This window comes from Chitinophaga arvensicola (genome assembly GCF_900110835.1).
Taxonomy (GTDB): Bacteria; Bacteroidota; Bacteroidia; order Chitinophagales; family Chitinophagaceae; genus Chitinophaga; species Chitinophaga arvensicola.
In genome coordinates this window covers 3,691,708-3,714,353 of record NZ_FOJG01000001.1, presented here as the reverse complement: position 1 = coordinate 3,714,353, position 22,646 = coordinate 3,691,708, and the positions used below count along the sequence as shown (strand labels likewise).

18 protein-coding genes are annotated in these 22,646 nt (G+C 48.8%); 2 read left to right on the top strand and 16 right to left on the bottom strand.

Annotation, left to right across the window (positions count from 1 at the left end; translation table 11 throughout):
* Positions 1-88: 88 nt before the first annotated feature.
* Entirely contained in the window at positions 89-3,511 is a 3,423-nt protein-coding gene (locus BMW79_RS15360; protein ID WP_218150317.1) for an ATP-binding protein, read from the top strand.
* A 39-nt stretch (positions 3,512-3,550) separates the two neighbouring features.
* Here BMW79_RS15360 and BMW79_RS15355 read toward each other — a convergent pair whose 3' ends face one another.
* Positions 3,551-4,735 carry a hypothetical protein gene (locus BMW79_RS15355; RefSeq protein WP_089896184.1) on the bottom strand — a complete coding sequence of 395 codons (1,185 nt, stop codon included), beginning with the start codon at positions 4,733-4,735 and terminating at the stop codon, positions 3,551-3,553.
* 300 nt (positions 4,736-5,035) lie between these two features.
* Between BMW79_RS15355 and BMW79_RS15350 the strand changes: the two genes are divergently transcribed.
* Positions 5,036-5,566: a hypothetical protein gene (locus BMW79_RS15350; RefSeq protein ID WP_089896182.1), complete on the top strand. Its 531-nt coding sequence runs from the start codon at positions 5,036-5,038 to the stop codon at positions 5,564-5,566.
* Positions 5,567-5,598: 32 nt separating this feature from the next.
* On the opposite strand, the gene BMW79_RS15345 is transcribed toward BMW79_RS15350, so the two are convergent.
* The 15 genes from BMW79_RS15345 to BMW79_RS15275 form a co-directional block, all read right to left on the bottom strand.
* A complete protein-coding gene (locus tag BMW79_RS15345) occupies positions 5,599-7,023 on the bottom strand; it encodes a GDSL-type esterase/lipase family protein (RefSeq protein ID WP_089896180.1) in 1,425 nt (474 codons plus the stop codon).
* A gap of 71 nt (positions 7,024-7,094) precedes the next feature.
* Positions 7,095-7,544: a hypothetical protein gene (locus BMW79_RS15340; RefSeq protein WP_089896178.1), complete on the bottom strand. Its 450-nt coding sequence runs from the start codon at positions 7,542-7,544 to the stop codon at positions 7,095-7,097.
* Between the two features lie 90 nt (positions 7,545-7,634).
* On the bottom strand, positions 7,635-9,044 hold the full coding sequence (locus tag BMW79_RS15335; RefSeq protein ID WP_089896176.1) for an aminotransferase-like domain-containing protein: 1,410 nt from the start codon (positions 9,042-9,044) through the stop codon (positions 7,635-7,637).
* A 49-nt stretch (positions 9,045-9,093) separates the two neighbouring features.
* Positions 9,094-11,268, bottom strand: a complete 2,175-nt coding sequence (locus BMW79_RS15330) for an FN3 associated domain-containing protein (protein ID WP_089896174.1) — start codon at positions 11,266-11,268, stop codon at positions 9,094-9,096.
* Positions 11,268-12,293, bottom strand: coding sequence for an NHL repeat-containing protein (locus BMW79_RS15325; protein WP_089896172.1), 1,026 nt, complete (start codon positions 12,291-12,293; stop codon positions 11,268-11,270). The genes BMW79_RS15330 and BMW79_RS15325 overlap by 1 nt, the downstream gene beginning before the upstream one ends.
* A 14-nt stretch (positions 12,294-12,307) precedes the next feature.
* Positions 12,308-13,762, bottom strand: a complete 1,455-nt coding sequence (locus tag BMW79_RS15320; RefSeq protein ID WP_089896170.1) for a DUF1501 domain-containing protein — start codon at positions 13,760-13,762, stop codon at positions 12,308-12,310.
* A gap of 11 nt (positions 13,763-13,773) precedes the next feature.
* Complete coding sequence (locus BMW79_RS15315) at positions 13,774-16,092, bottom strand: PSD1 and planctomycete cytochrome C domain-containing protein (protein WP_089896167.1); 2,319 nt, start codon at positions 16,090-16,092, stop codon at positions 13,774-13,776.
* Positions 16,093-16,350: 258 nt separating this feature from the next.
* Entirely contained in the window at positions 16,351-16,893 is a 543-nt protein-coding gene (locus BMW79_RS15310; protein ID WP_089896166.1) for a 4'-phosphopantetheinyl transferase family protein, read from the bottom strand.
* Positions 16,890-17,144, bottom strand: a complete 255-nt coding sequence (locus tag BMW79_RS15305) for an acyl carrier protein (RefSeq protein WP_089896164.1) — start codon at positions 17,142-17,144, stop codon at positions 16,890-16,892. The genes BMW79_RS15310 and BMW79_RS15305 overlap by 4 nt, the downstream gene beginning before the upstream one ends.
* A 10-nt stretch (positions 17,145-17,154) precedes the next feature.
* On the bottom strand, positions 17,155-18,426 hold the full coding sequence (locus BMW79_RS15300; protein ID WP_089896163.1) for a beta-ketoacyl-[acyl-carrier-protein] synthase family protein: 1,272 nt from the start codon (positions 18,424-18,426) through the stop codon (positions 17,155-17,157).
* Positions 18,419-18,865: a 3-hydroxyacyl-ACP dehydratase FabZ family protein gene (locus tag BMW79_RS15295; protein ID WP_089896161.1), complete on the bottom strand. Its 447-nt coding sequence runs from the start codon at positions 18,863-18,865 to the stop codon at positions 18,419-18,421. Before BMW79_RS15295 ends, BMW79_RS15300 begins: the two co-directional genes overlap by 8 nt.
* A 3-nt stretch (positions 18,866-18,868) precedes the next feature.
* The gene (locus BMW79_RS15290) at positions 18,869-19,645 is read right to left on the bottom strand and encodes an SDR family oxidoreductase (protein WP_089896159.1); all 777 of its coding nucleotides are present in this window, start codon (positions 19,643-19,645) and stop codon (positions 18,869-18,871) included.
* Positions 19,639-20,691: a type III polyketide synthase gene (locus BMW79_RS15285; protein ID WP_089896157.1), complete on the bottom strand. Its 1,053-nt coding sequence runs from the start codon at positions 20,689-20,691 to the stop codon at positions 19,639-19,641. The genes BMW79_RS15290 and BMW79_RS15285 overlap by 7 nt, the downstream gene beginning before the upstream one ends.
* The gene (locus tag BMW79_RS15280; RefSeq protein ID WP_089896155.1) at positions 20,688-21,398 is read right to left on the bottom strand and encodes a methyltransferase domain-containing protein; all 711 of its coding nucleotides are present in this window, start codon (positions 21,396-21,398) and stop codon (positions 20,688-20,690) included. Before BMW79_RS15280 ends, BMW79_RS15285 begins: the two co-directional genes overlap by 4 nt.
* On the bottom strand, positions 21,389-22,528 hold the full coding sequence (locus BMW79_RS15275) for an NAD(P)/FAD-dependent oxidoreductase (protein WP_089896153.1): 1,140 nt from the start codon (positions 22,526-22,528) through the stop codon (positions 21,389-21,391). Before BMW79_RS15275 ends, BMW79_RS15280 begins: the two co-directional genes overlap by 10 nt.
* Positions 22,529-22,646 lie beyond the last annotated feature (118 nt).

Here is a 22,646-nt window from a genome sequence, read left to right as displayed (position 1 = left end):
TTTAAATTGGGCGAAGAAGAAGGGTAAAGATAGTATCCGCTTTGGATTCATTCAAACAAAAGGACAACTGCCCTGTTAATAAGCGCTTATGCAGCATACGGAACAATTTTTATCGGGTGGAGGAGAAATGAGTAAACTGATCCAGCGCATGGATTGGTCAACTACCCCTTTGGGCCCCATCTCATCATGGCCACAGAGTTTGAAGACGACCGTGAGCCTTTGCCTGTCGTCCACTTTTCCTATTTTAATAGCCTGGGGACCGGAAACCATACAGATTTACAACGACAGCTACCGCCCGATCTGCGGAGATAAACACCCTGCCTCTATGGGGCAGAATTTCCGGATCTGCTGGGAAACGGCCCTGCCTGTAGTAGGCGATGCCTTTACCCGTGGCCAGGAAGGAGAAGGTACCTATATCAAGGATCAACGCATGTTCCTGGACCGCAACGGCTACCTGGAAGAAGCCTTTATGACCTTCTCGTTTGCGCCTATACGAAATGAGGCCGGCGAAGTAGGCGGCATCTTTCACCCTATCACCGAAACAACCGATAAAATGTTGTCCGCCCGCCGCACACAAGTGATCAGGGACGTATCTGCACAAATAGGAAAAGCAAAAACGGTAAAAGAAATATGCGCCGCCACATTGGAAAGGGCGGCCGACTTTCAACTGGATATACCCTTCCTCCTGCTGTACCAGCTGGATGGCGACAATGCCCGGCTCACCGCCAGCGCCGGTATTACAGATGATACCGCGCTCACACCGGAAACAGTATCATTGCAGGACGATAGCTCCTGGCCTTTTAACCAGGCGCTGCAAACCATGCAGTACCACGTTGTTACCGACCTTCCACAACGGTTTGGCGGGGTGGCCGCAGGGCCCTACCCGGAGATACCCGAGAATGCAGTGCTGCTGCCGGTACTCATCTCCGGGCAGCCACTACCCTGGGGCTTCATCGTAGCTGGCGTCAGCGCCAGACGCGCACTGGATGAACCCTATCTCAACTTCTACGAATTACTGGGCAACGCTTTCAGCACCGCCTTTTCCAACGTACATGCGTATGAACAGGAACAGCAACGCGCAGAAGCACTGGCTGCCATAGATAAAGCCAAAACCGCCTTTTTCAGTAACGTAAGCCACGAATTCAGAACTCCCCTCACACTGATGATGGGACCACTGGAAGAGCTGCTGCAACAACCACTGCTACAGGACAACCGCTATAAAACCAACCTGGACGCCACTTACCGCAATGCCCACCGCCTGCTGAAACTGGTGAACAACCTGCTGGATTTCAGCCGCGTGGAAGCCGACCGGCTGAAAGCAGCCTACCAGCCTGTAGACCTGGCCAGGCTCACCACCGATCTGGCCAGCAGCTTCCAGTCGATCATAGAAAAAGCAGGCATGCAACTCCTCGTGAGCTGTACAACCACGCAGCCCGTATATGTAGATATAGAAATATGGGAGAAGATCGTACTTAACCTCCTCTCCAACGCGTTTAAATTCACACTGAAAGGAAGCATCAGCGTACAACTCCGGGAAACAGCCACCCATGCTGTATTGCACGTAACAGATACCGGCGTGGGCATCCCGGAAAAAGAACTGCCGCATATGTTTGAGCGCTTTCACCGCGTAGAAAACAGTATTGGCCGTACACACGAAGGATCAGGTATCGGGTTATCACTCGTGAGCGAACTGGTACGGCTACACGCCGGTACCATCAGCGTTGCGAGTAAGGAAGGAGAAGGCACCACCTTTACCATCACCTTACCTTTCGGCAAATCACATCTCCCGGCAGAACAAATTACAGAAACCGGGAAACTAACGGATACGACTATCCTGAAAGGCGCTTTCCTGAAAGAAGCATATAGCCTGCTCGATAACGACACCTCCACTGCCCATGAAGGTAACTATATGCCTGAAATGGCGCACTGGGAGATCAGCGACAACGCAGGAAATGCGGAGCGCGCACACGTACTCATAGTGGATGATAACGCAGATATGCGCAGCTACCTGTCACGGCTACTCGAAAATAATTTCCATGTAACCGTGGCAAAGAATGGCCTGGATGCGCTGCAACAACTGGAGCATCATAAACCGGATCTGATCCTCAGCGATATCATGATGCCCGTGATGAATGGAAAAGCACTGCTGGAAAGGGTAAGAAGCAATCCTGCTACCACGCGCATTCCACTGATCTTTCTTTCGGCGCGCGCCGGTGGGGAAGCCCGCATCGACGGACTGGAAGCAGGTGCAGATGATTACCTCGTGAAACCTTTTTCCGCCAGGGAATTGCTGACCAAAGTGAAAGCGCATATCAAGATACTCCGGTCGCGCAACCATGCAGAACAACAGCTGAAAAATTTATTTGAACAGGCACCCGTAGCCATCTGCCTGCTGAAAGGCCCTTTCATGAATATTGAAGTGGCCAACGAAATACAGCTGCAATACTGGGGCAGAACAGCCGCCGAAGTGATGCAACAACCTTTACTCGAAGCCTTACCGGAACTGAAAGCACAAGGCCTGGAAGATATGATCGAGAAAGTGTACATGACCGGCAAACGGTTTGTTACCGGTGAACTTTCCCTGACGATCAACCGTTTCCAGCAACCAGAAACGATCATTGTCAGAATTACTTTTGAACCACTCTATGAGGAAAACGGCGACCTTTCCGGCATCATGTGTATCACCAACGATATCACACCTTTTGTGGCCGCCCGGGAAGCCGCCAGGAGCTACGCCGACAAACTGGAACAACATGTGCAGGACCGTACCGGCGAATTGAAAATTGCCAACGAAGAATTGAAACGGACCAACCAGGAACTGGAAGATTTCGTATTCATATCAAGCCATGATCTGCAGGAACCCCTGCGTAAAATCCAGACCTTCGGCAATATCGCTATGAGCGCTGATGCAGCACAACAGCCCGTGCGCGATTACCTGGAAAAAATGATCCTTTCTGCCTCCAGGATGTCGGGCCTCATCAAAGATCTCCTGAATTATACCCGGCTGAATAAAAGCGATGATCCCTTTGTGACCACCGATCTGAACGACGTTATGCAGCAGGTATTAAGCGATCTTGAGATTGTGATCCGCGACAAAAATGCACAGATAGAAATATCACAGCTGCCACAGCTAAAAGCGATTCCCATACAGATCAATCAACTGTTTCATAATTTACTCAGCAATGCGCTGAAATTTTCCGATAAAGATCCGGTGATACGCGTAAGCACTGCGCTCCTGTCTCCCGAAAAACAACAGACACTCCCGGAACTGAACGCAGGCAAGCAGTATTATGAACTGGGCTTCCATGATAACGGTATTGGCTTTGATCAGAAATATGCCGACCAGGTATTTACTATTTTCAAGCGACTGGTAAAAGCAGCACAATATCCTGGTACGGGTATCGGTCTCACCATTTGCCGGAAAGTAGCGCTGAATCATGGCGGAAATATTTACCCGGAATCAGCGCCGGGTGAAGGAACTACGTTTTATGTATACTTACCTGTTTCCTGAACAGGTAAGTATATATTGTCCCTTCGGGAGATGTGAGAATTACAGGATGCCTCTTTTTTTCCAGTCATTGAGTTGTGCCGCCGGCATGCCACAGGCGGTCAATATTTCACCCACATCTTCCGGGCACATAGACCAATCCACCGCATAGGCAATAAACTGATCAGATACGGCGACCTGTTTATTCAGGCGGCCCGTGGTTAAATGCCAGGCGGCTTTGTACATCATTCTACGCGCAGCATCATAGTCCCCACTTTTGGTGATTTCTCCAATGAACGCATTTATAATTCTTTCAGAAGTAGTAAAAGAAATTTCCGTCAGCGGATTATCGCCTGATAATACCACCGCGTCGAAAAGTCCCTCCTCCCCGTACTTTACAGCATGCTTGCTCCAGTAGGCCTCAGAAACCAGCTGCAACAACGGAAAATAATTGCCAACGTCCTGGTAATTGAGTTCCAATATCATCAATGGTTCCTTTGGCGCACTTTTCACAATTGCGGCCAATACATCTGCTGCCAGCAATTGCGACACCTGTTCCGACAATTCATCCAATGGCATATCGGCTGGTGGCTTTACATAAGTATATTGACTATGCCCTTCCTTATCTGCCGACACAATTTCATCCAGTTCTCCGGAATCGTTATAGCCGTATTTTTCCCTGGAAGTATACTTACCAATTCCAGGCATATTATACAGGCAATCCGCCCATTTTATTTTGCCTTTTTTATATTCATAAAGTGCCACTGTACTGATAAAATCCTTTCTTTTCAGCTCTTCTGTCAGGATGTACTCTTTGGCTTTGCCCGCGTACGGCGACTCCCGCCCCATACCGTTTAATGAAAAGGACTGATAGCTGATTTTCTTTCCCTGATCCAGCTGCAATCGCTCCAACCGGTAGAGGATTCCCAACGGAATATAAAATTCCAGGTATTCCACATACGTGTCTCCATACAGATAAAAGCCCTCCCAATCCGTCTGAATGGAGGTATAACAAGGCTTTCCGCTGACATCAAGTCCATAAACTCCTGACAGGCGCTCTGATGGGAGATCTGACAGTGGCCTGTCAGGCTGAAAATTCCGGGATTGATATTGTTGCAGTTGATAGAGATAAGCATCTCCATACATCATTTTTACCGCCTGCGCTTTATAATACGGCAACTGGTCTATCTCATCATACGCAGTTAACCAGCGATCGAGTAATGCTTGTTGTATTGATTCGAGGGACATACAAGGATTTTTAATTAGCTAAACTCAACGAAGATGCAGCAATTCATGTGGAATAACAACTTACTTCATGACTATTCATGACAACTTCTCCAAGTTAAAGTAATGATAAAATTCCCGTCTTAGTCAACACAGTAGACCATTACAGCCTGACCAATATCATTTTTCCGCAGATAAAAACTGACGATTATCATGTCGGGTTGATTAATTATCGGTTAATTTTGCTATCTTATAATAACACCGAAACAAATACCTCGACATATGCAAAACTGTAGCAGAATTTTTTACATGATCTGCTTATTGATGACCATCAATTTAGCAGCAGACGCGCAAAAAAAGATCACCGGCATTTATCGTACGATGGATGATTACCTGGCTAACCAGCTGAGTTACACAAAAGATAACAGCAGCAAGGCGCCCAGGCTCCATTTGCATACACTCGCGCCTAAGAGTTACGTGACATTGGAACACAATGGCCAGGATATTCATATCAACAAAAATGAAATATTTGGTTATCAGCTGGCTAACGGTGACGTATATAGGGTAGAAGGCAATAATAGTTACCAGGTACTGAATAAAAACCCGCAATTATTGCTGTATAAACGAAAAATACCTACTTCTCCAAAAGAAGGACCGGAAGATAAGTATAAGTTTTTCTTCTCTGCCAACAATGGTAAGCTGCAAACCCTGACTGCCTGGAACGTAAAACAGGCGTTTCCGGAACACGCTACCCTGGCAGACCAGATGGATGCATTGTTTAAACGGGACGCGGAGTTACTCACGTACGACCGGTTCCGGGGCATGTATAAGCTGGAATGGCTGGTAAAAAATTAAAACAAAAAAGAGGGGGTGATGAACCCCCTCTTTTATTTTACCGCTTTCAGAATGAAATCCACAATGGGAGTGGGATCCGGAAAACTATGCGGATGATGTCCAAAACCCGGTTTATGCATCACCGTTATATCCCCCTTTAATGCTTTGACCTTTTCTTCAAAAGGGAGGGTATTCTCCGCCGGAGGCACTACGGCATCAGCATCGGCCAACACATGCAGCATCGGGTACTTTCCTTTTACAATATCTTTTACCTTATAAAGCGGACTTCCTTTAAAGGCCAGTGCGGCGCTGTCGGAAGTGAAACCGTAATCTTTTTTGAAAGCATCCCATTCAGCGTGGTTACCGGACTTTTCCTTCGCCTGACTACCCGGCCAGCTGCAAAGATCCAGCACCGGATTATCAACGTATACCGCTGCTACCTTATCGGGATTAACGGCCGCCCAGTTGTACACATACACCCCGCCCCTGCTCATACCTTCCATCACTGCCTTTTTCGCTAGACCTGCTTTGCGAAGCAGCGTATAGTAACCATTCCACAATTGTATGGCTTCCTTATTACCGAATAATTCTGACGCATCACAGTACACCACATGATAGCCTCTTTCCAGCAGGGCAATGTCGGTTTGCGGCTCATGTCCCCAGAAGCGGGCACGCCAGATCCAGGGATGTCCCGCAGCCGTAAACACAGGCGCTACTACCTTTGCCTCACGACCGTTGAATGTAAAATCGGCGCAACGGTAACCATAAAAAGAACTGATCTTTTTATCGCCCGTTAATTTTGAGATAATATCAAAAGTAGTATCCCTTACCGGGTGCAAAACTTCAAACAATGTTTTAGCCATCAGGGTGGTGCCTTCCAGTTCCGGATGAATACCATCCGGCATCAGGCCGGGCTTACCTATCAGCAGGGCGTTCAGGTTTACCAGTTCGAGATGTTCGTTGTACGCTACCTGCCGGACTTTAGGCAGGATCTGTTGCGTGATCACCGGGTCCCATATCTGCGTAGTATCTTTTACAAAAGAAACGATCGGTTGCAACAACAGGATACGTGGATGCGACGGCAAAGATTGAAAAGCCCGTATCATCTCCTGGTAATCGGATGCGTATTCATCCAGGTGCACGCGGTTAATCAGTTTACTGTCGTTGCCACCCAGATCAATCAGTACAATATCAGGCTGACTGGCCAACGCGGCTTTATACTGTGGCGTTTTCCAGTAAGGAAAATCGCCTTTCTTCAACATCGTGGTACTGCTCACGCCATAATTGGTGACTTCGTAACCAGGGCCCAGCAGCTGTCCCAGCTGAGCGGGATAGGATTGCGTTTCAAGATGTGGCAACCTGGCGCCCGCGCAGATACTGGCGCCAATACAAGCAACTTTCACTTTCTGCTGTCCATCGGCAGATGCCGGAATATAGTAAAGGAGTATAGATAACCAAATAAGATAACTGAACCTCATGCGTAAAGTTTATGCGTAGAATAATGCGGGCATTAAGATAATATTTCCCGTTCATTATTTCACGTATTCCTTTACCATCCCTCTTTTACAAGATACTCGTCTTTGCGGGAGAAACCGTTTGTTTCAAGATAAGCATAGTCGCCCGGAAGCTCGGTCCACATCGCTTCACGGCCTTTGTAGATTGTCTGGCACTTCTCCAGCAGGGACGCCGCTGCGCCGGTATCGCTATAAGCTTTTAGTATAACAAAAGCCGCGAGGTGTACCACCCGTTTCCCTTCCAGGAATCCGGGACGGGCGCCGGCGTCTGTCAGGTAAGCAAAACCGGCAGGATCTGCACCTACGTAAACGATCAGCCATTGACTGGAGAAATTGTTCATACTATCCACCAGTACTTTCCTGGAGTATTGGCCTTCCATAGCTATCCCGGGATGTTCCTGTTCCCAGGTGCAGGTGAGATATAATAGCTCATCAATCATTTTATCTGATGCCACCGCAAACTTTGTGATAATAGTAGTACTCATGTCCTGTCGTTTGAAATAATGAGCTACGAAAGTACCTTACCCCTTTGTGGCAGCGGGATACAGCAAACGAAAATATAAGCGGTACAGTGTTTAGCTATGCTCCACGGCAAAGCGGCCGGCCTTGCGTATGGCCGCTATTTTGGCGGGTGTATACTTGTCTGCGAATACCAGGCGGAGGCAATGATCATAGGTGCTGGCAAAAGAAAATGCCGACCCCGGTGTAAATCTCACGCCTATTTCCTCACAATAGCGGTAAAAAGCGCTCATATCCAGTGTGTCGGGCAGTTGTACCCAGAGATGATAACCACCGGCCGGATTGCCCATCCTGGTGCCCTCCGGGAAGCTTTCCCGGATCAGCTTCCTGCTCTGGTTACATTGCGCCGCCAGTTGTTGCCGGAATATCCGGAGATGCTTTTCATAAGCGCTGCCTTCCAGGATGCGATCCATGGTTTCCTGGTATACTGGTGAAACACTGCTGCCAATGGCAAAGCGGATCTGCTCCGCCTGGCGGAAAAACCTTCCCGCCGACAACCAGCCCAGGCGGATACCCGGCGCCAGTGATTTTGCAAAGGAAGAACAGGTCATTACCAGGCCGCTTTCATCGAAAGTACGGATGGTGGACGGGCGTTGTCCGTGGAAATACAACTCTCCGTAAATATCATTTTCAATCAGCGGAATATTATTTGCCTGCGCTACCTGCAGCAACAAACGCTTCTGCTCATCTGTCATCAGTGTACCGGTAGGATTATGGAAATTAGGCGTCACCACAATCGCTTTGAAATCGTGTATGTGGCAGGCTTCCTGTAAAGCCGCGATGTCAAACCCGGTTTGCGGCAATACCGGTATTTCCACCACTTTCAGCCGCAATACGCGGATCACTTCCAATACAGAAAAAATGCAGGGACTTTCAACGGCAATCACATCGCCGGGAGCACATACAGCCGACAAGGCGATGTATACGGCCTGCAAGGCGCCATCTGTAATGAGCAGTTCACCGGATCGTAAATGGGTATTGTGATGTGCGGCCCGCCGCGTGATATTTTCCCGCAAAGCGGCCAGTCCATTGGCAGGATAGTATTTGAGCAGGGAGGCGCCCTTTTCACGGATCACCTGCTGCATGGTTTTGAGGAGTAACTGCTGCGGGAGCAGCAGATCACCGGGAGCGGCTACATTGAATTCTGATAGCGCACTGCGCTGGCGGTTTTCCGAGGTGATCACCGCCAGGTTGTTCCGGAATACCAGATCACGCGCAATCATCGTAGTGGCAGGCTTGCCCGTGGGCTGCACCTTTGTGCTCACATAGTAACCGGAACGGGGCATACTCTCTACCAGACCTCTCAGCAATAAATCGTCATAAGCACTCTGAATGGTACTCAGGCTTGTCTGGTATTTTTCCTTCAGCGTTCTCACGGAAGGCAGCCGGTGGCCAGGTAAATACTGGCCTCCGGCGATTTTCTTTTCTATATCCCCTGCTATTTCTTCGTATTTATATCGTTTCATCTGTTTATTCGCTACGGTGACCCGTTAAAGGTAAGGCGAATTTTAACAGCTAATTCAATAACACCTCATCAGCGAATACCCATCCCCTGCCTCCTTTACCCGGATGCCACAACGGTAGCTTCTCTACCGGCGATAGTACCAGCTTTATGCAGGATACCGGAGTAACCGGGAAAGTACCTGCTACCTCCATGGACGCAGCCGGATCTTCTTTTTTTCCCGGGGCAGGCACCACACGCTTCAGCAGTTTCAGATGCTGTGCATCTACACCACCCCAGATCTCCAGTTGCGCAGGCGGGAAAATATATCCGTTGATATTTCTTAAGATGCCTACCGATACTGATTGCAGCGGAACCGGTTGCTTAAACAGCAACAGGGCTGTCATCGGTTCTTTTACATACCCCAGCCATTTGCCATTCCCTTGGTCAAGGCCTCCTTTCTGGCCATCGCATAAGGTTTTGGCGCCGTTACCGGCATAGGTACCGTCGGGTTGTGTGATCAGTACTACACTGTCGGGCCGGTACACCGATTTATAAAAATTGAATTGTACCGGATCGCTGGCATACCAACCCTTTTTAGAGGCAATAGCGCGGATAGTAGTGCTTTCATTTAATGCCAGGCTGTCTTTGAACACGGGCGACTGCAAACTATCCGGAGCCGATCCATCTGTAGTATAACGGATTTCCACGCCCTTTATCGGATGCTTCAATTGCAGTTGCATGTCTTTACTAAACACCATCGCGGCATTTAACAGGAGCGGCTGATTAAGTTTCAACAACTGCTTACCGTCATCCGTATATCCCTTGATGATAGCCACCTGTTTAAAAGAAGCAGGTAACTGATCCAGTTCCGTTGCGGAAAGTGCGGTATTCCAGAGATATAATTCCTTCAGGGAAGGCGCTGTTTTCAGCACTTGTAAATCTTTCGCCGTTACGGATGTACCGGATAAAGAAAGACTTTCCAGGTGCAGCAGTTTTGCCAGGGCAGAAAGCGTTTGTCCTTTTAAGTTAGTAAAGCTGAGATTCAGCACCCGGAGTTCTGTGAATTGTGCAATGGTGTTCAGATCAGCATCCTGTACCGGCATTTTCTGCAGGTGCATTTCGATGATCTGCTTTTTCAGTGGAAGCAGTTCTTCTATGGTTTTAGCGTTGAACTGGTCCTTGTTATAACAATTCACCACTAACGGCGCCGCATTGAGGGCCACCGGGTAAATCACGCGATAGTTGTTGTTGAGTTTTTGCACCAGCTTTTCATCAGCGGCAGCGAAGTTGTACACAGGCGCTGCAGCCGGTGCCGGTTGCAATAAGGCAGTAGCAAGTAACCGCAGACTATCCCTTGCCGGCAGCGCAGCTACTTTCGTTTTGAAGTCGGCGCCGCCTTTGATCCAGTAGTACAAGAGGTTGGTCTCCTCCGGTGTGAGCTGTGGCTTGCCAGCTGGTGGCATATGTTTTTTTGCATCCAGCGGAAGGTGTAATCTTTCTATTAACAGGCTCACATCCGGCTGACCCGCCACAAACAGCTTACCACTCTTCCCTCCTTTCAGCAATTGCTGCGGCAGGTCCATGGCGAGTTCCCCTTTTGCTTTGCCGGCGTTGTGGCAGTTCATACACTTCTCTTCCAGTATAGGTTTTACAAGATGATCGTATACCAGCGCCTGGTCAAAAGGAACCCCTGCTTTTTTAGAAGCGGGTGTTACCGGGGCCAGCACAAAGTTTTCACCATGCGTGATATCTGCACCTAAGTGCCCGGTAATAATGAGCAGTACCATGGTAACAAGCAGACCACTTTTTTGCAACAGTGGCCGTTGCATGGCAGAGTTGCTCAGCCAGTATAAACCGGAAGCAAGCCAGCACATGATCACCCCGCTCCATTTGTGCCATTGCAGCGTGCCGCTGCCGGTATAGCCTTCTTCGCCAGACAGGAATAAACCCATGATAACGGTAACGACTGCACTCAGCGCACCGGCCAGTAATAACACACTGGCCAGTTGCTGCTTCCATATTTCAGCGGCAGGCTCACGTAAACGTATAAACGTCAATATGCCCGCTATGAGAATCAATACAATGGGAAAGTGCAGCAGCAAAGGATGCATGCGTCCCAATACCTGCAGCCAGGGCGGTAATACTATCCGGCTGCTAAAGATCAGTAAAAAGAGAATAAAAATATTGCCGGCAAATAACACGCTGCTGCTTGTACTTTGCCACCCGGCTTGCTGTTTCACGGTCATTATACCCTCCTGAGTTTATAAGGGTACACTTTCCCCGCTGCCCACTGCGCCACGTATATGTTTTCATCCCTGTCCACGCACACATCGTGCGGATGTACAAATATTTTTTCGGCCTGCTGCATCGGTTGCAACTGGCCATTGGTGTACACCGGTGCAGTACCGCCAATATTGGATACTACTTTATTATCCTTATCCAGGATAGTCACAAAACCGCTGCCACTCAGGTCCATGTTGGGAGAGCGTAACACCGCTGCATACAGGTGGTCACCTTTTATCACCGCACGGCACACGCAGGCGCCGGGTAGTGAAATCACTTCCAGCAGCTGACCATCCATACTAAAGCGTTTGAAGCAATTCCGCGTTCTATCGGTAACAATAAGCGTAGGCGTGCCTTTGCGATGGTCTACGCAGATGCCGTGGGCATTGTCCAGGTGCTCATCTCCTACCCCTCTGCCCCCAAAATATCCGAGTAATTTTCCACTACGGTCATAGCGCATCACGTATTGTGCCCCATAGCCATCTGCAATGTAGAAATCGCCGTTATCTGCTACCGTGGTTTCCGTAGGCACAAATTCTTTCTGTTCTTTGTATACACCGGTTTCTTTCGGATAATCGATCGTCATCAGGATCTTTCCATCCATCGTGGTTTTGTACACCTGGTGTTTTTCTGTATCCGTGATAAACAGGTATTCGGTACCGTTTTCATTCGTCAGCGTGAGGCCATGCGCACCGGGAAATTCGTGGCCCCAGTTTTCCAGCAGTTTACCGGAGGTATTGTAAACGAGAATATTATTTTTTGTTTCATTGGTGAGCAGGATGATCCGTCCTTTTTTATCCTGTACCATTTCATGACAGTCTTTTACCGGATAGCGGCTACTGTCCAGCGTTCCCCACTTTGTATCCAGGGCATAACGCATATTATTCTGACCATACACCGGACCTTTGGGTTTTGCAAAAAGGTCGCGGGAAATATAAAAGGAGGCGGTTACTAACGCCGACGCTTGTATGAATTTTCTTCTTTCCATAATAGTATGTTTTATCAGGCCATCAATCCCGGTATTACTTTTCCGGCAACGTCTGTAAGCCTATAACGGCGACCCTGGTGTTTAAAAGTGAGTTTCTCGTGATCCAGTCCCATGAGGTGTAAGATGGTGGCATGAAAATCATGCACGTGTACCGGATCTTTTACAATATTATATCCGAATTCATCTGTTTCCCCGTAAACGATACCTGGCTTTACTCCGCCACCGGCCATCCAGATGGAGAAGCAGCGGGGATGGTGATCCCGGCCATAGTTATCAGCCGTCATCTTACCCTGGCAGAAATTCGTTCTGCCAAATTCACCGCCCCAGATCACCAGGGTTTCATCGAGTAAGCCGCGTTGTTTGAGATCGGTGATGAGTGCCGCCGACGCACGGTCTACATCCTTTGCCTGTCCGGCCATTTCATTGGGCAGGTTGCCATGCTGATCCCAGCCCTGGTGATACAGCTGGATGAAGCGTACGCCGCTCTCAGACAGCTTCCTGGACAAAAGACAGTTGGCCGCAAACGTGCCGGGCACCAGGCAATCGGGTCCATAGAGTTTAATGATATCATCTGATTCTTTGGAGAGATCCGTCAGTTCAGGTACCGCCGTTTGCATACGGTAGGCCATTTCGTACTGTTGTATTTTGGTGTTGATTTCGGGATCACCAAATTCCTTGTACGACTGATCATTCAAAGCTGCCAGCTGATCCAGCATCTGGCGGCGGTTGGCCATATCAATACCTTCCGGGTTATTGAGATACAACACAGGACTTTCCCCGCTGCTGAACTGCACCCCCTGGTGGATGCTATCTAAAAAGCCATTGGACCATAGTTTGGAATATACGCCCTGGCCGTTGCCTTTACCTCTCGAAAGCAGTACGCAGAAGGCGGGCAGGTTTTTATTTTCGCTGCCCAGGCCGTAACTCATCCAGGAGCCGAAGCTGGCACGGTTGCCCTGCTGGGCGCCCGTCTGGAAAAAGGTAAGTGCCGGATCATGGTTGATCGCTTCTGTAAACATGGATCGTACAATACAGATATCGTCCACTATTTTGGCAGTATGTGGAAACAGGTCACTGATCCAGGCCCTGGCTTCGCCATACTGTTGAAAATCGAAGTGGGAGCCCACCAGCGGAAAGGAGGTCTGCCCGGAAGTCATGCCGGTAAGACGTTGCCCCATGCGGATAGAAGGCGGCAGTTCCTGCCCCATCATTTCCCGTAGTTTAGGTTTATAGTCGAAACTTTCCAGTTGGGAAGGCGCACCATTCTGAAACAGGTAGATCACTCTTTTGGCTTTCGGCGCAAAGTGCGGGATACCGGGAATAAAGGGCGCTTCCTCTGCACCGCCTTTACCAAAAATGTCAGGGATAAGCAGCGAGCCAAGAGCCAGACTGCCTACGCCGAGACTGAGCCGCGACAGGAATTTCCGGCGGTTCATATTCAGATGATGTTCTATGAATTCGTTTTTCATTGTCCTGTTTATTACGTTTTGGAAAGCGTTTCTTCCAGGTTATAAATAGTGGTGATTACCTGCATCATGGCTGCCCAGGAGGCGTTGTCCAGCTGCTGCGCCATAGGATATTCGCCATGTTCCAGCAGTTTGACGGCGCTGGCAGGTTGTTGTTTATAGTGCTGTTGTTGCTGTTCATAATATTTCTGCAGCATGGCGACTTCCGACGCCTGCGGGGTGCGGCAAACAATCTGGCGGAATGCCTGGCGGATATTCTTTTCCACGTTATTGTTTTGCTGCATCAGCCGCGAAGCCAGTACCCTGGAGGCTTCCAGTACGGTAGGGTCATTGAGCATAATGAGTGCCTGCAACGGCGTATTGGTATTGGCACGTTTTACTTCACACTGATCACGGTTACTGGCGTCGAAGATCATCATAGAAGGTGGCGGCACCGTGCGTTTAATAAAGGTATACAACCCTCTGCGGTACAGGCTTTCCCCATGATCCTGGCGGTAGGTGGCGAGCAGTCCCCTGCCGGAAGTAGCCATTTCCCATAGCCCTTTAGGTTGATAAGGTTTAACGCTGGGACCACCAATAACAGGTACCAGGAGTCCGCTGCTTTTTAGCACCAGGTCGCGCACGCCTTCTGCAGGCAGGCGGAAACGCGGACCACGGGAAAGGTATATATTTTCAGGATCGGCTTTCAGCTTCTCCTTTGAAATAGTGGCGGACTGACGATAGGTGGATGTCATTACCAGTTGCTTCATAAGACGTTTGATATTCCAGCCGTGTTGCATGAAGTCGACCGCGAGCCAGTCGAGCAGTTCCGGGTTGGTAGGCAGATCTCCCTGCATTCCGAAATCACCCACACTTTTCACGATACCCCTGCCAAAGATCTCCTGCCACTGCTGGTTTACAAACACCCTGGCGGTGAGTGGATTTTTTTTATCAAACAGCCAGCCAGCGAGGCCGAGGCGATTGGCCGGGTATTGTTTCACATCGAAAGGCAGCACTGCATGTGGTGTTTCCGGCTGTACTTCCAGCGTAGGGTTGTCGTAGTTACCACGGCCAAGGATATACGTTTTCCGGGTAGTATCTTTTTCGCCCATTACGGAAACGATGAGTTTATTGGTGTCCTGTTTATTGATAAAGCTGAGTACCCCTTTGAGATCTTCTTTTGTGATCTCCATGTAAGGTGTTTTGGCGTATGTTTCAGGACCACCCACTACAGATTGCAGGCCTACTTCCTTTACATTGTTAAAGAAGGCGAAGAGCTCATAATATTCTTTCTGTGAAAACGGATCATATTTATGATCGTGGCAGTGGGCGCATTCGATGGTGATACCCAGCAAACTTTTTCCAAAAGTATTGGTGCGGTCTGTTACATATTCAATGCGGTATTCTTCATCTATCACACCACCTTCCTCTGTAATTTTATGATTACGGTTGAAGCCCGAGGCCAGGAGTTGTTCGCGGGTAGAACCGGGCATCATGTCTCCTGCAAGTTGCCAGGTGATAAAGTCTTTGTAAGACAGATTTTCATTGAATGCATGGATCACCCAGTCGCGCCAGGGCCACATGGTCCGGTAGTTATCGTCCTGGTAACCGTGTGAATCTGCATAGCGGGCTACATCCATCCAGTGAACGGCCATTTTCTCACCATAGGCGCTGTCTTGCAACAGTTCATCTACCATCCGTTCATATCCCTGCTCGCTGGTATCTTTTGCGAAGCGGTCCATTCTTTCGGGAGAGGGTGGCAAGCCGGTGAGATCGAGGCAAAGACGTTTCAGCAATCGTTCCTGGTCTGCAGCGGGATTGGGTTCCAGACCATGCTCCTCCATGCGGGCCAATACGAATTGGTCTATTTCATTGCGCGCCCATTTGCTGTTATTTACTTTTGGCAATGCAGGTGTTACAGGTACTGCAAATGCCCAGTGCGGTTTATATTGAGCGCCCTGCTTAATCCATTTTTCAATGAGTTTTACTTCGTATGCGCTGAGACTCATATTCGATGAGGGCGGCGGCATGCGCTGGGCGGTATCCGTAGTGCTGATACGCTGGTATACTGCGGAGGCCATAGGATTGCCGGGTACCAATGCGTGGACGCCGGGTGTTTCCCGCAGGGCTTTGTAGGCACTATCGGCGATATCGAGGCGCAGACCGGCTTCCCGCTTATTGGCGTCGGGACCGTGACAGGCATAGCACTTATCTGATAAGATAGGCCGGATATCGAAATTGTAATCTACTATTTCAGGTAGTTTTTCCTGCTGTTTATCGGGTGCACCTCCACTGTTGCACGCTGATAAAAATGCAAGAGAGCAGAGGGTTAGTCTGACACAACGTTGGAACATAATTTCTTAAATTAATTGTTGCACTGTGCAATTACAAAGTTGATCGCGGTGTTTTTCCGTGAATGATTACTATAGCTATCTGGTTGTTATTCACGGTAAATATCGGCCATAAAGTAACGCCGTTATGATACAATATTGCTACATTATGGTAGGATTTTAGCATTATGTATATACATACCTACAAATTATCTTGAAGAAGAGGAAAAAGCGGTTTTCGGGAGATATAAATTAGCTGTGAGAAATTCTTATTACAGCCTTTCAAGTCATTTTTACCAGTCCGAGATACCGGCCATGATGACTCAGGGAAACGGGCGTGTGCTGATCATTGTCACGGTGATGAATATACGGTATTCCAGCTTCATCTTTATAAAAAAACTCGTCGGGCGGGAGTAATTGTTGTATCAGCAGATCAGGAGAGGATGAAATGGCTACTGATATTTCATCCAGTAAAGCGGGGGTGATGGCCGCATAGGTATGAATATAGTTTTCCGTAATGCGGCTGCGGAAGTAACAACGCTGCCGGCCGTACGTCACCGTTCCGGACGCAATGCTCCCCTCCTGCTGTAACAGTGTGCAGGCAAAGTATTGCGGGTTATACTTTCTTTCTTTTGTATAGCGATGATCAATTTTATAGGCTGCTTCTTTGCAACTCCACAAAAGCCAGGTGGCCGCCATTGGGTCGGCGGCACATTGGATCGATTGTATTTCTTCCGGCAGGAACAGCTTTTCCAGGAAGCCTTTTCTATCGATACGGCTTTCCTTTGCAGCAGCAGGAAGATCTATGATATCGTTACCGATCATTTCTCTTTCAGCTTTGCCTCCACGATATCCATGGCCGCCTGTACATTGAGCATGCGTTCCATTTCTTCGTTCTGGATCACGATATCGTATTTTTCTTCCACGTCGAGTACTACATCTACCAGGTTAGCAGAGTTGATTTTCAGATCCGTGATAAAATCCGTATTGGCATTGATGCCGGCCAGTGCTTCCTGGTTTTTTGCATAGGGCCTTACTATTTCTCTTAATTGCTCAATGAATGTTTCTTTGTCCATGTTATTTCGTTTAAGGTTGCAGGTATTTTTGCAGTATAATACAGGCGTTTACATCTCCAAATCCAAAGCTTGCTTTTGCCACTAAATTTATGTCTTTATACAATAGTTGCTGTGGAATTCTTTCTCTGGCTACCAACGCGGCAATATCCGGGTGCAGGTCTTCGCAGTTGATATTGGGTGAGATAAATCCTTCTTTCAATTGCAGCGCCACTGCTACCAGTTCAATGCTGCCGGAGGCGCTCAGGCAATGTCCCACCATCGATTTGAGGGCATTGATATACGGGAAGTCATTTCCTTTACGTTGCAGGGCGATACACCAGTTTTCGATTTCTTCTGCGTCCTTGCCGGTAGCGGTGAGGTGACCATTGATCAGATCAATATCCGCAGCCGCAATGCCCGCGTTGCGGATAGCGGCGCTGATGCAACGTTGTACGGCATCCGGGTTGGGAGCCGTCATGCTGCCGCCGTTGCGCTGACCGCCGGAATTGATATGGCCGCCCAGTACTTCGGCGTAAATCGCAGCACCTCTTTCCAGGGCACTATCCAGTGATTCGAGAACCAGGGCGCCGGCGCCGCTGCCGGGAACGATGCCGCTGGCGGTGGCGCTCATGGGGCGTGATGCCGCTTCCGGCCGTTCGTTATATTTGAAGGTACTTACTTTCATGGCATCGAAGCCACCCCAGATGTAGGGGCCGCTGTCGGCGGTACTACCGGCCAGCATCCGTTTGGCCTGGCCGCTTCTGATCCGTTCATAAGCCATCAGCACACTTTCTGCACCGGTGGTACAGGCCGAAGAGTTGGTGGTCACCTGGTTGCCCAGTGCAAGTTTCCCCCCGAGAAAAGCACTGATGCCACTGGCCATAGTCTGCGTAACGGCGGTGCTGCCCAACCGGCGCACCTGTAATTCATCTACCTTATACACCGCTTCCCGGAATTTATCTACGCCGGAGGAACCAGCACCAAACACGGTACCGCTGTCCCAGTCGGGCGTATCCGTTAACGGCAATCCCGCATCTGCCCAGGCCTGCATACCGGCAATAACGCCGTAGATAATGCCGGAACTGCTCAGTTGTTTCAATTCAAGTTCATCGAAATATTGTTGTTGCAATACTTCCGGAACAATGGGGCGGCCTGCAATCTGGCAGGAGAATTTTAAGGCTGCCAGCTGTTCCTCATAACGGATACCGGATATACCTTTTTGGATCGCTTCGCGGAAAGCGGCGATGCCTGTTCCATTTGGCGCTACTACGCCCAATCCTGTTATGACGACCCTGTTACCCATTTTTTTGCTTGATGATCATGCCTTCAATAATACCTTCACAAACTATTTCGCCGGCTGTATTGTACAATGCCACGCGGCATTTTAATTTATTAAAACGGAAATATATTTTGGTAGCCTGCGCCTTTACCGTTTCACCGGGGAGAACAGGCAAATAAAAATCAACCTGGGAAGCCGTCATGGCCACAGCGGGTAACTGTTCCTTTATCTCATCTCCCGATAAATAAATACCCAGACAAGCCAGTCCTACCTGTGCCATTACTTCAGTAAGCAGCACACCCGGCGTAACGGGATGCCCTTTAAAATGACCCTGGTAACAGGGCATATCTGGCCGGAAAGTATAAGTGCCGGTTACCTGTTCCGCATCGATCTCTTCGATTGTATCTACAAACAGAAAAGGAGGCGCATATGGCAACAACTGCAGAATTTCGTTTTTTGTCATGGGCTAATGAATATGCGTTCCTCCATCCACCGGTATAATGGCGCCATTGATCCAGGCGGCTTCATCTTTGCACAGCAGATACACTACATTGGCCACATCTTCCGGTGTAGTGATGCGTTTAAAAGGATTCCGTTCCCTGCTATAGGCCAGCAAAGCTTCACTGCCCGGAATTTTACGCAGCGACGCCGTATCTGTTACACCCGCCCGGATACAATTGGCCCGGATGCCCTGCGGCGCAAATTCCAGCGCTATACTCCGGGTAATGGATTCCAGCGCAGCCTTCGCGGCTGATACCGCTGCGTAATGCTGCATGGCCTTATAACTACCATCACTGGTAAAAGAAAGGATACGTGCATCTGCGGCAAACAGTTGCCTTTGCAGCGCTGCTGCTGTCCAGTCGTATAAACTCACGGCCATATTGCCGATCGTATTGGTAAAATCATCTGTCTGCAAATCGGACAGGGCTTTCAGATTGCCCCGGGCGATGCTGTGCAGGAGGCAACGGATACGGCCTTCCGGACCCAATGCGGTTTTCAGTGCAGCCAACACTTCGGTGCGTTTTTCCGGTTGTTGAATGTCGGTGTTAAAGGTCAGCAACTGCACACCTTTCGCTTTTATTTCGTCGAACTGCTGTTGTATACCAGCCAGCTCTACGCGGGTATTGCGATGTACAATACAGATGTTCATGCCATGCGCCGCCAGTTTATGTGCAGCCGCCAGTCCCAGTCCGGAACTACCACCCAAAATCAATGCCCAGTAAGGAGCAAACTCTTTTACCATTGTAATAATATTCTTTGCGCAGAAAAGCCGGGACCAAAACTCAGCATCAATCCTTTATCTCCTTTGGGGAGCGACTGTTCCATAAACCGTTCCAGTACATATAACACCGTAGCGCTGGACATGTTGCCGTAAGCGCGCAATACTTCTTTTGTATCGTCTAATTTTTTCCCCATGCTGCGGAAGAGCTCTTCCACCAAATTAATGATCTTCTTTCCACCGGGGTGAAAGATCAGGTGGTCAATGTCTTCGATAGTCAGGTTATTTTTTGCGAGAAAAGGATGCACGATATCACCGAAATGCGATTCTATTTTCTCCGGCACATCTATGTCCAGCACCATTTTCAGACCGGTATTGGAAAGATGGAATCCCATCAGGTATTCCGCATCATAGAAGTGATACATTTCTTCTGCAATGATTTCAGGACCGCTGTCCTGTTCATGGGAAGATAAAATAGCACAGGCGGCACCATCACCGAATATGGCGGCGCTCACAATATTGGGCATAGAAAAATCATCCAGCTGAAAAGTAGCGGTGGGCGATTCCACGGCTATTACAGCGGCCCTTTTACCCGGATTGGCTTCCAGCATTTTCTTGGCGTAGATGATACCGGAAACACCGGCAGCACATCCCATTTCGGTAACGGGTAAACGAATAATATCCTGGCGTAATTGCAGTTCATTGATCAGGTAAGCGTCAAGGGAAGGAATCATGATGCCCGTACAACTCACGGTAATGATATAATCGATATCCGTTCCTTTCAGGCCGGCTTTGTTGAGCGCGCTCTCTAGGCAGGTACGGCCCAGGGTGATCATCTCTTTCTTATAGAGATTGTTTTTCTCTTCAAAAGAGGTGTTGTTAAACACTTCTTCCGGTCCCATGATAGAATAACGTTTATCTACGCCGGCGCCTTCAAATATCTTTACCACTTTCCGGATAAATCGCTCTTCCTGGCCTTGCAGCCATAGTAATAAAAAGGGAATAATTTCGTCGGTTGTTCTCGAATAAGGCGGTAGTGCTTTTGTGACGGTCTGAATTTTAACGCTCATAATTTATTGATTATCCATTGATACCGGAACGCCCATTTCCATTTGAGGGAATATTGATGAATAGGAAGTTGTGCCGACAAATGTTGTAATTCTTTTCTTTTAAATCCCCGGAGAATGGATACCAGCCCATCTTCCCGGACCATCCTGTTTAAGTTGAATACAAAGCAGATGGCCTGGAACAGGCGGTATGCCAGCATACTCCGGTGAAGATCGTTGATCACCACTCCTTTGCGGGCCTGCTCACAAAACAGTAACATCAGTTCCCGGATTTCTGCTTCTTTAAAATGATGCAGGGTTAGCGTGCATAAGATAATATCATAGCGTTGCTCCCGGAACGCGGGCTCGGTAATGTCCTGGCAATGATACTGAATATGCGGATAATCTTTTGATAAATTCCGTGCATGCGTTACCGTAGCCAGGTTGGCATCAATGCCGATCAGTTTCAGGTTGCGTTGTGCAGCAAAGGCATCCGACAGATGCCGGAGCATATCTCCGTTGCCGCAGCCAATATCCACGATATTGATTTCCTGTGTAACAGGGATATCCCTGATGAGGTCAGATACGCCTTTCCGGGTGATCCGGTTGCCTCCCAGTAAAAAATTGATCTGTGCTATTTTGTCGAGCGTGGCTGTCAGCAGTTCCCCTTCCATATTGAAATCGTCCATAATTTCGGGGGCCATACTCCGGTAGCGGGTATTTATACGCATTCCGGTACTGCTTTTAACGGTTTCCCATGGGTGCGCCTGATGATGCCCGGCAAGAGGCCGGGAAACAGGATCAGTCCTTTCATCATGGTAGCAGACAGCTTTTCATTGCGGAACAGGCGCGACAACACACGGCCGGTACGCATACGGCTGCTGAACATTTTATTCCAGGATTTCGTATAGTCCTGCTCCATCAGCAAACGGTTTTTAGTAGGCGCGGCAAAATAGTCCAGCACCTTTTCCGACGCGATCTGCGCGCTCTGAATCGCCATGGCCATGCCATTGCCGCAGAGCGGGTGAATAAGACCGGCGGTATCGCCGATCATCAGGATATGATGCAATACTTTTTCTTTTTCGGTAAAAGACACCTGGCTGATGGTTAAAGGCTTATCAAACAGCGGCGTGCTGTTTTCAAATACCTCTTTCAGATGCTGATTACGGTAAAGCACCTGCTCCCGGTGGGCTTCTATCTGTTTAAAGCTTTTGAAGCTTTCATAACTTACGAGATAGCAGATGTTGAGAATATCATCTTCTACCTTTGATACGCCGCAATAGCCGCCATCGAAGTTATGCAGCCCTACTGTATCTGCGGGGAAGTTACCGCGATAGTGTGATTTCACGGCCAGCCAGGGTGATTTCTCATTAAAGAATCCCCGGGCCAGTTTTCCATCCAGTGCGGCTCTTTTGCCATAGGCGCCCAATACTACCGGCGCAGAAAACACACCGTAGCTGTTGGTGTCGATGAAGAAACGGTCGTTTTCAAAGACGACATTGGTAACGGTATCTTCAATTAACTCCACCCCGTTTTCCACCACCTTCTGCATGAGAAACTGGTCGAACGTATACCTGCTGACCCCAAAACCTCCCAGGGGAAGCATTGTTTCCAGGGTTTTGCCATAATGATCTGAAATAATTAACCGGTTGATCCGGGAAGGGTGCAATACCGCAGGATCGGCGCCCAGTGATTGCAGATAAGGTAGTACCTCGTTGGATATATACTCTCCGCATACCTTGTGCGAAGGGTACTTACTTTTTTCAATTACGGTTACATGCAAGCCAGCCTTCGATAAATGAATAGCGCTGGTGAGGCCCGACAAGCCTCCTCCTATAATAATGACATCTCTTGAACCCATACCCCTATGGTTAAAACAATAACAAACTCCGACACATGGAAGAAGCCTATCTCAATATAATGAATTTATACCTGACTTACCAGCGGCAAACCGAATATTCTTTAGCAATCATGGTTTT

What these genes read in the sequence shown, in the direction of transcription:
- BMW79_RS15300 (WP_089896163.1), bottom strand. Translation starts at nt 18,426, where the DNA reads ATGGGTAACAGGGTCGTCATAACAGGATTGGGCGTAGTAGCGCCAAAT.
- BMW79_RS15355 (WP_089896184.1), bottom strand. Translation starts at nt 4,735, where the DNA reads ATGTCCCTCGAATCAATACAACAAGCATTACTCGATCGCTGGTTAACT.
- BMW79_RS15310 (WP_089896166.1), bottom strand. Translation starts at nt 16,893, where the DNA reads ATGATCGGTAACGATATCATAGATCTTCCTGCTGCTGCAAAGGAAAGC.
- BMW79_RS15275 (WP_089896153.1), bottom strand. Translation starts at nt 22,528, where the DNA reads ATGGGTTCAAGAGATGTCATTATTATAGGAGGAGGCTTGTCGGGCCTC.
- BMW79_RS15280 (WP_089896155.1), bottom strand. Translation starts at nt 21,398, where the DNA reads ATGCGTATAAATACCCGCTACCGGAGTATGGCCCCCGAAATTATGGAC.
- BMW79_RS15305 (WP_089896164.1), bottom strand. Translation starts at nt 17,144, where the DNA reads ATGGACAAAGAAACATTCATTGAGCAATTAAGAGAAATAGTAAGGCCC.
- BMW79_RS15320 (WP_089896170.1), bottom strand. Translation starts at nt 13,762, where the DNA reads ATGAAAAACGAATTCATAGAACATCATCTGAATATGAACCGCCGGAAA.
- BMW79_RS15325 (WP_089896172.1), bottom strand. Translation starts at nt 12,293, where the DNA reads ATGGAAAGAAGAAAATTCATACAAGCGTCGGCGTTAGTAACCGCCTCC.
- BMW79_RS15330 (WP_089896174.1), bottom strand. Translation starts at nt 11,268, where the DNA reads ATGACCGTGAAACAGCAAGCCGGGTGGCAAAGTACAAGCAGCAGCGTG.
- BMW79_RS15335 (WP_089896176.1), bottom strand. Translation starts at nt 9,044, where the DNA reads ATGAAACGATATAAATACGAAGAAATAGCAGGGGATATAGAAAAGAAA.
- BMW79_RS15315 (WP_089896167.1), bottom strand. Translation starts at nt 16,092, where the DNA reads ATGTTCCAACGTTGTGTCAGACTAACCCTCTGCTCTCTTGCATTTTTA.
- BMW79_RS15340 (WP_089896178.1), bottom strand. Translation starts at nt 7,544, where the DNA reads ATGAGTACTACTATTATCACAAAGTTTGCGGTGGCATCAGATAAAATG.
- BMW79_RS15290 (WP_089896159.1), bottom strand. Translation starts at nt 19,645, where the DNA reads ATGGTAAAAGAGTTTGCTCCTTACTGGGCATTGATTTTGGGTGGTAGT.
- BMW79_RS15295 (WP_089896161.1), bottom strand. Translation starts at nt 18,865, where the DNA reads ATGACAAAAAACGAAATTCTGCAGTTGTTGCCATATGCGCCTCCTTTT.
- BMW79_RS15285 (WP_089896157.1), bottom strand. Translation starts at nt 20,691, where the DNA reads ATGAGCGTTAAAATTCAGACCGTCACAAAAGCACTACCGCCTTATTCG.
- BMW79_RS15345 (WP_089896180.1), bottom strand. Translation starts at nt 7,023, where the DNA reads ATGAGGTTCAGTTATCTTATTTGGTTATCTATACTCCTTTACTATATT.
- BMW79_RS15360 (WP_218150317.1), top strand. Translation starts at nt 89, where the DNA reads ATGCAGCATACGGAACAATTTTTATCGGGTGGAGGAGAAATGAGTAAA.
- BMW79_RS15350 (WP_089896182.1), top strand. Translation starts at nt 5,036, where the DNA reads ATGACCATCAATTTAGCAGCAGACGCGCAAAAAAAGATCACCGGCATT.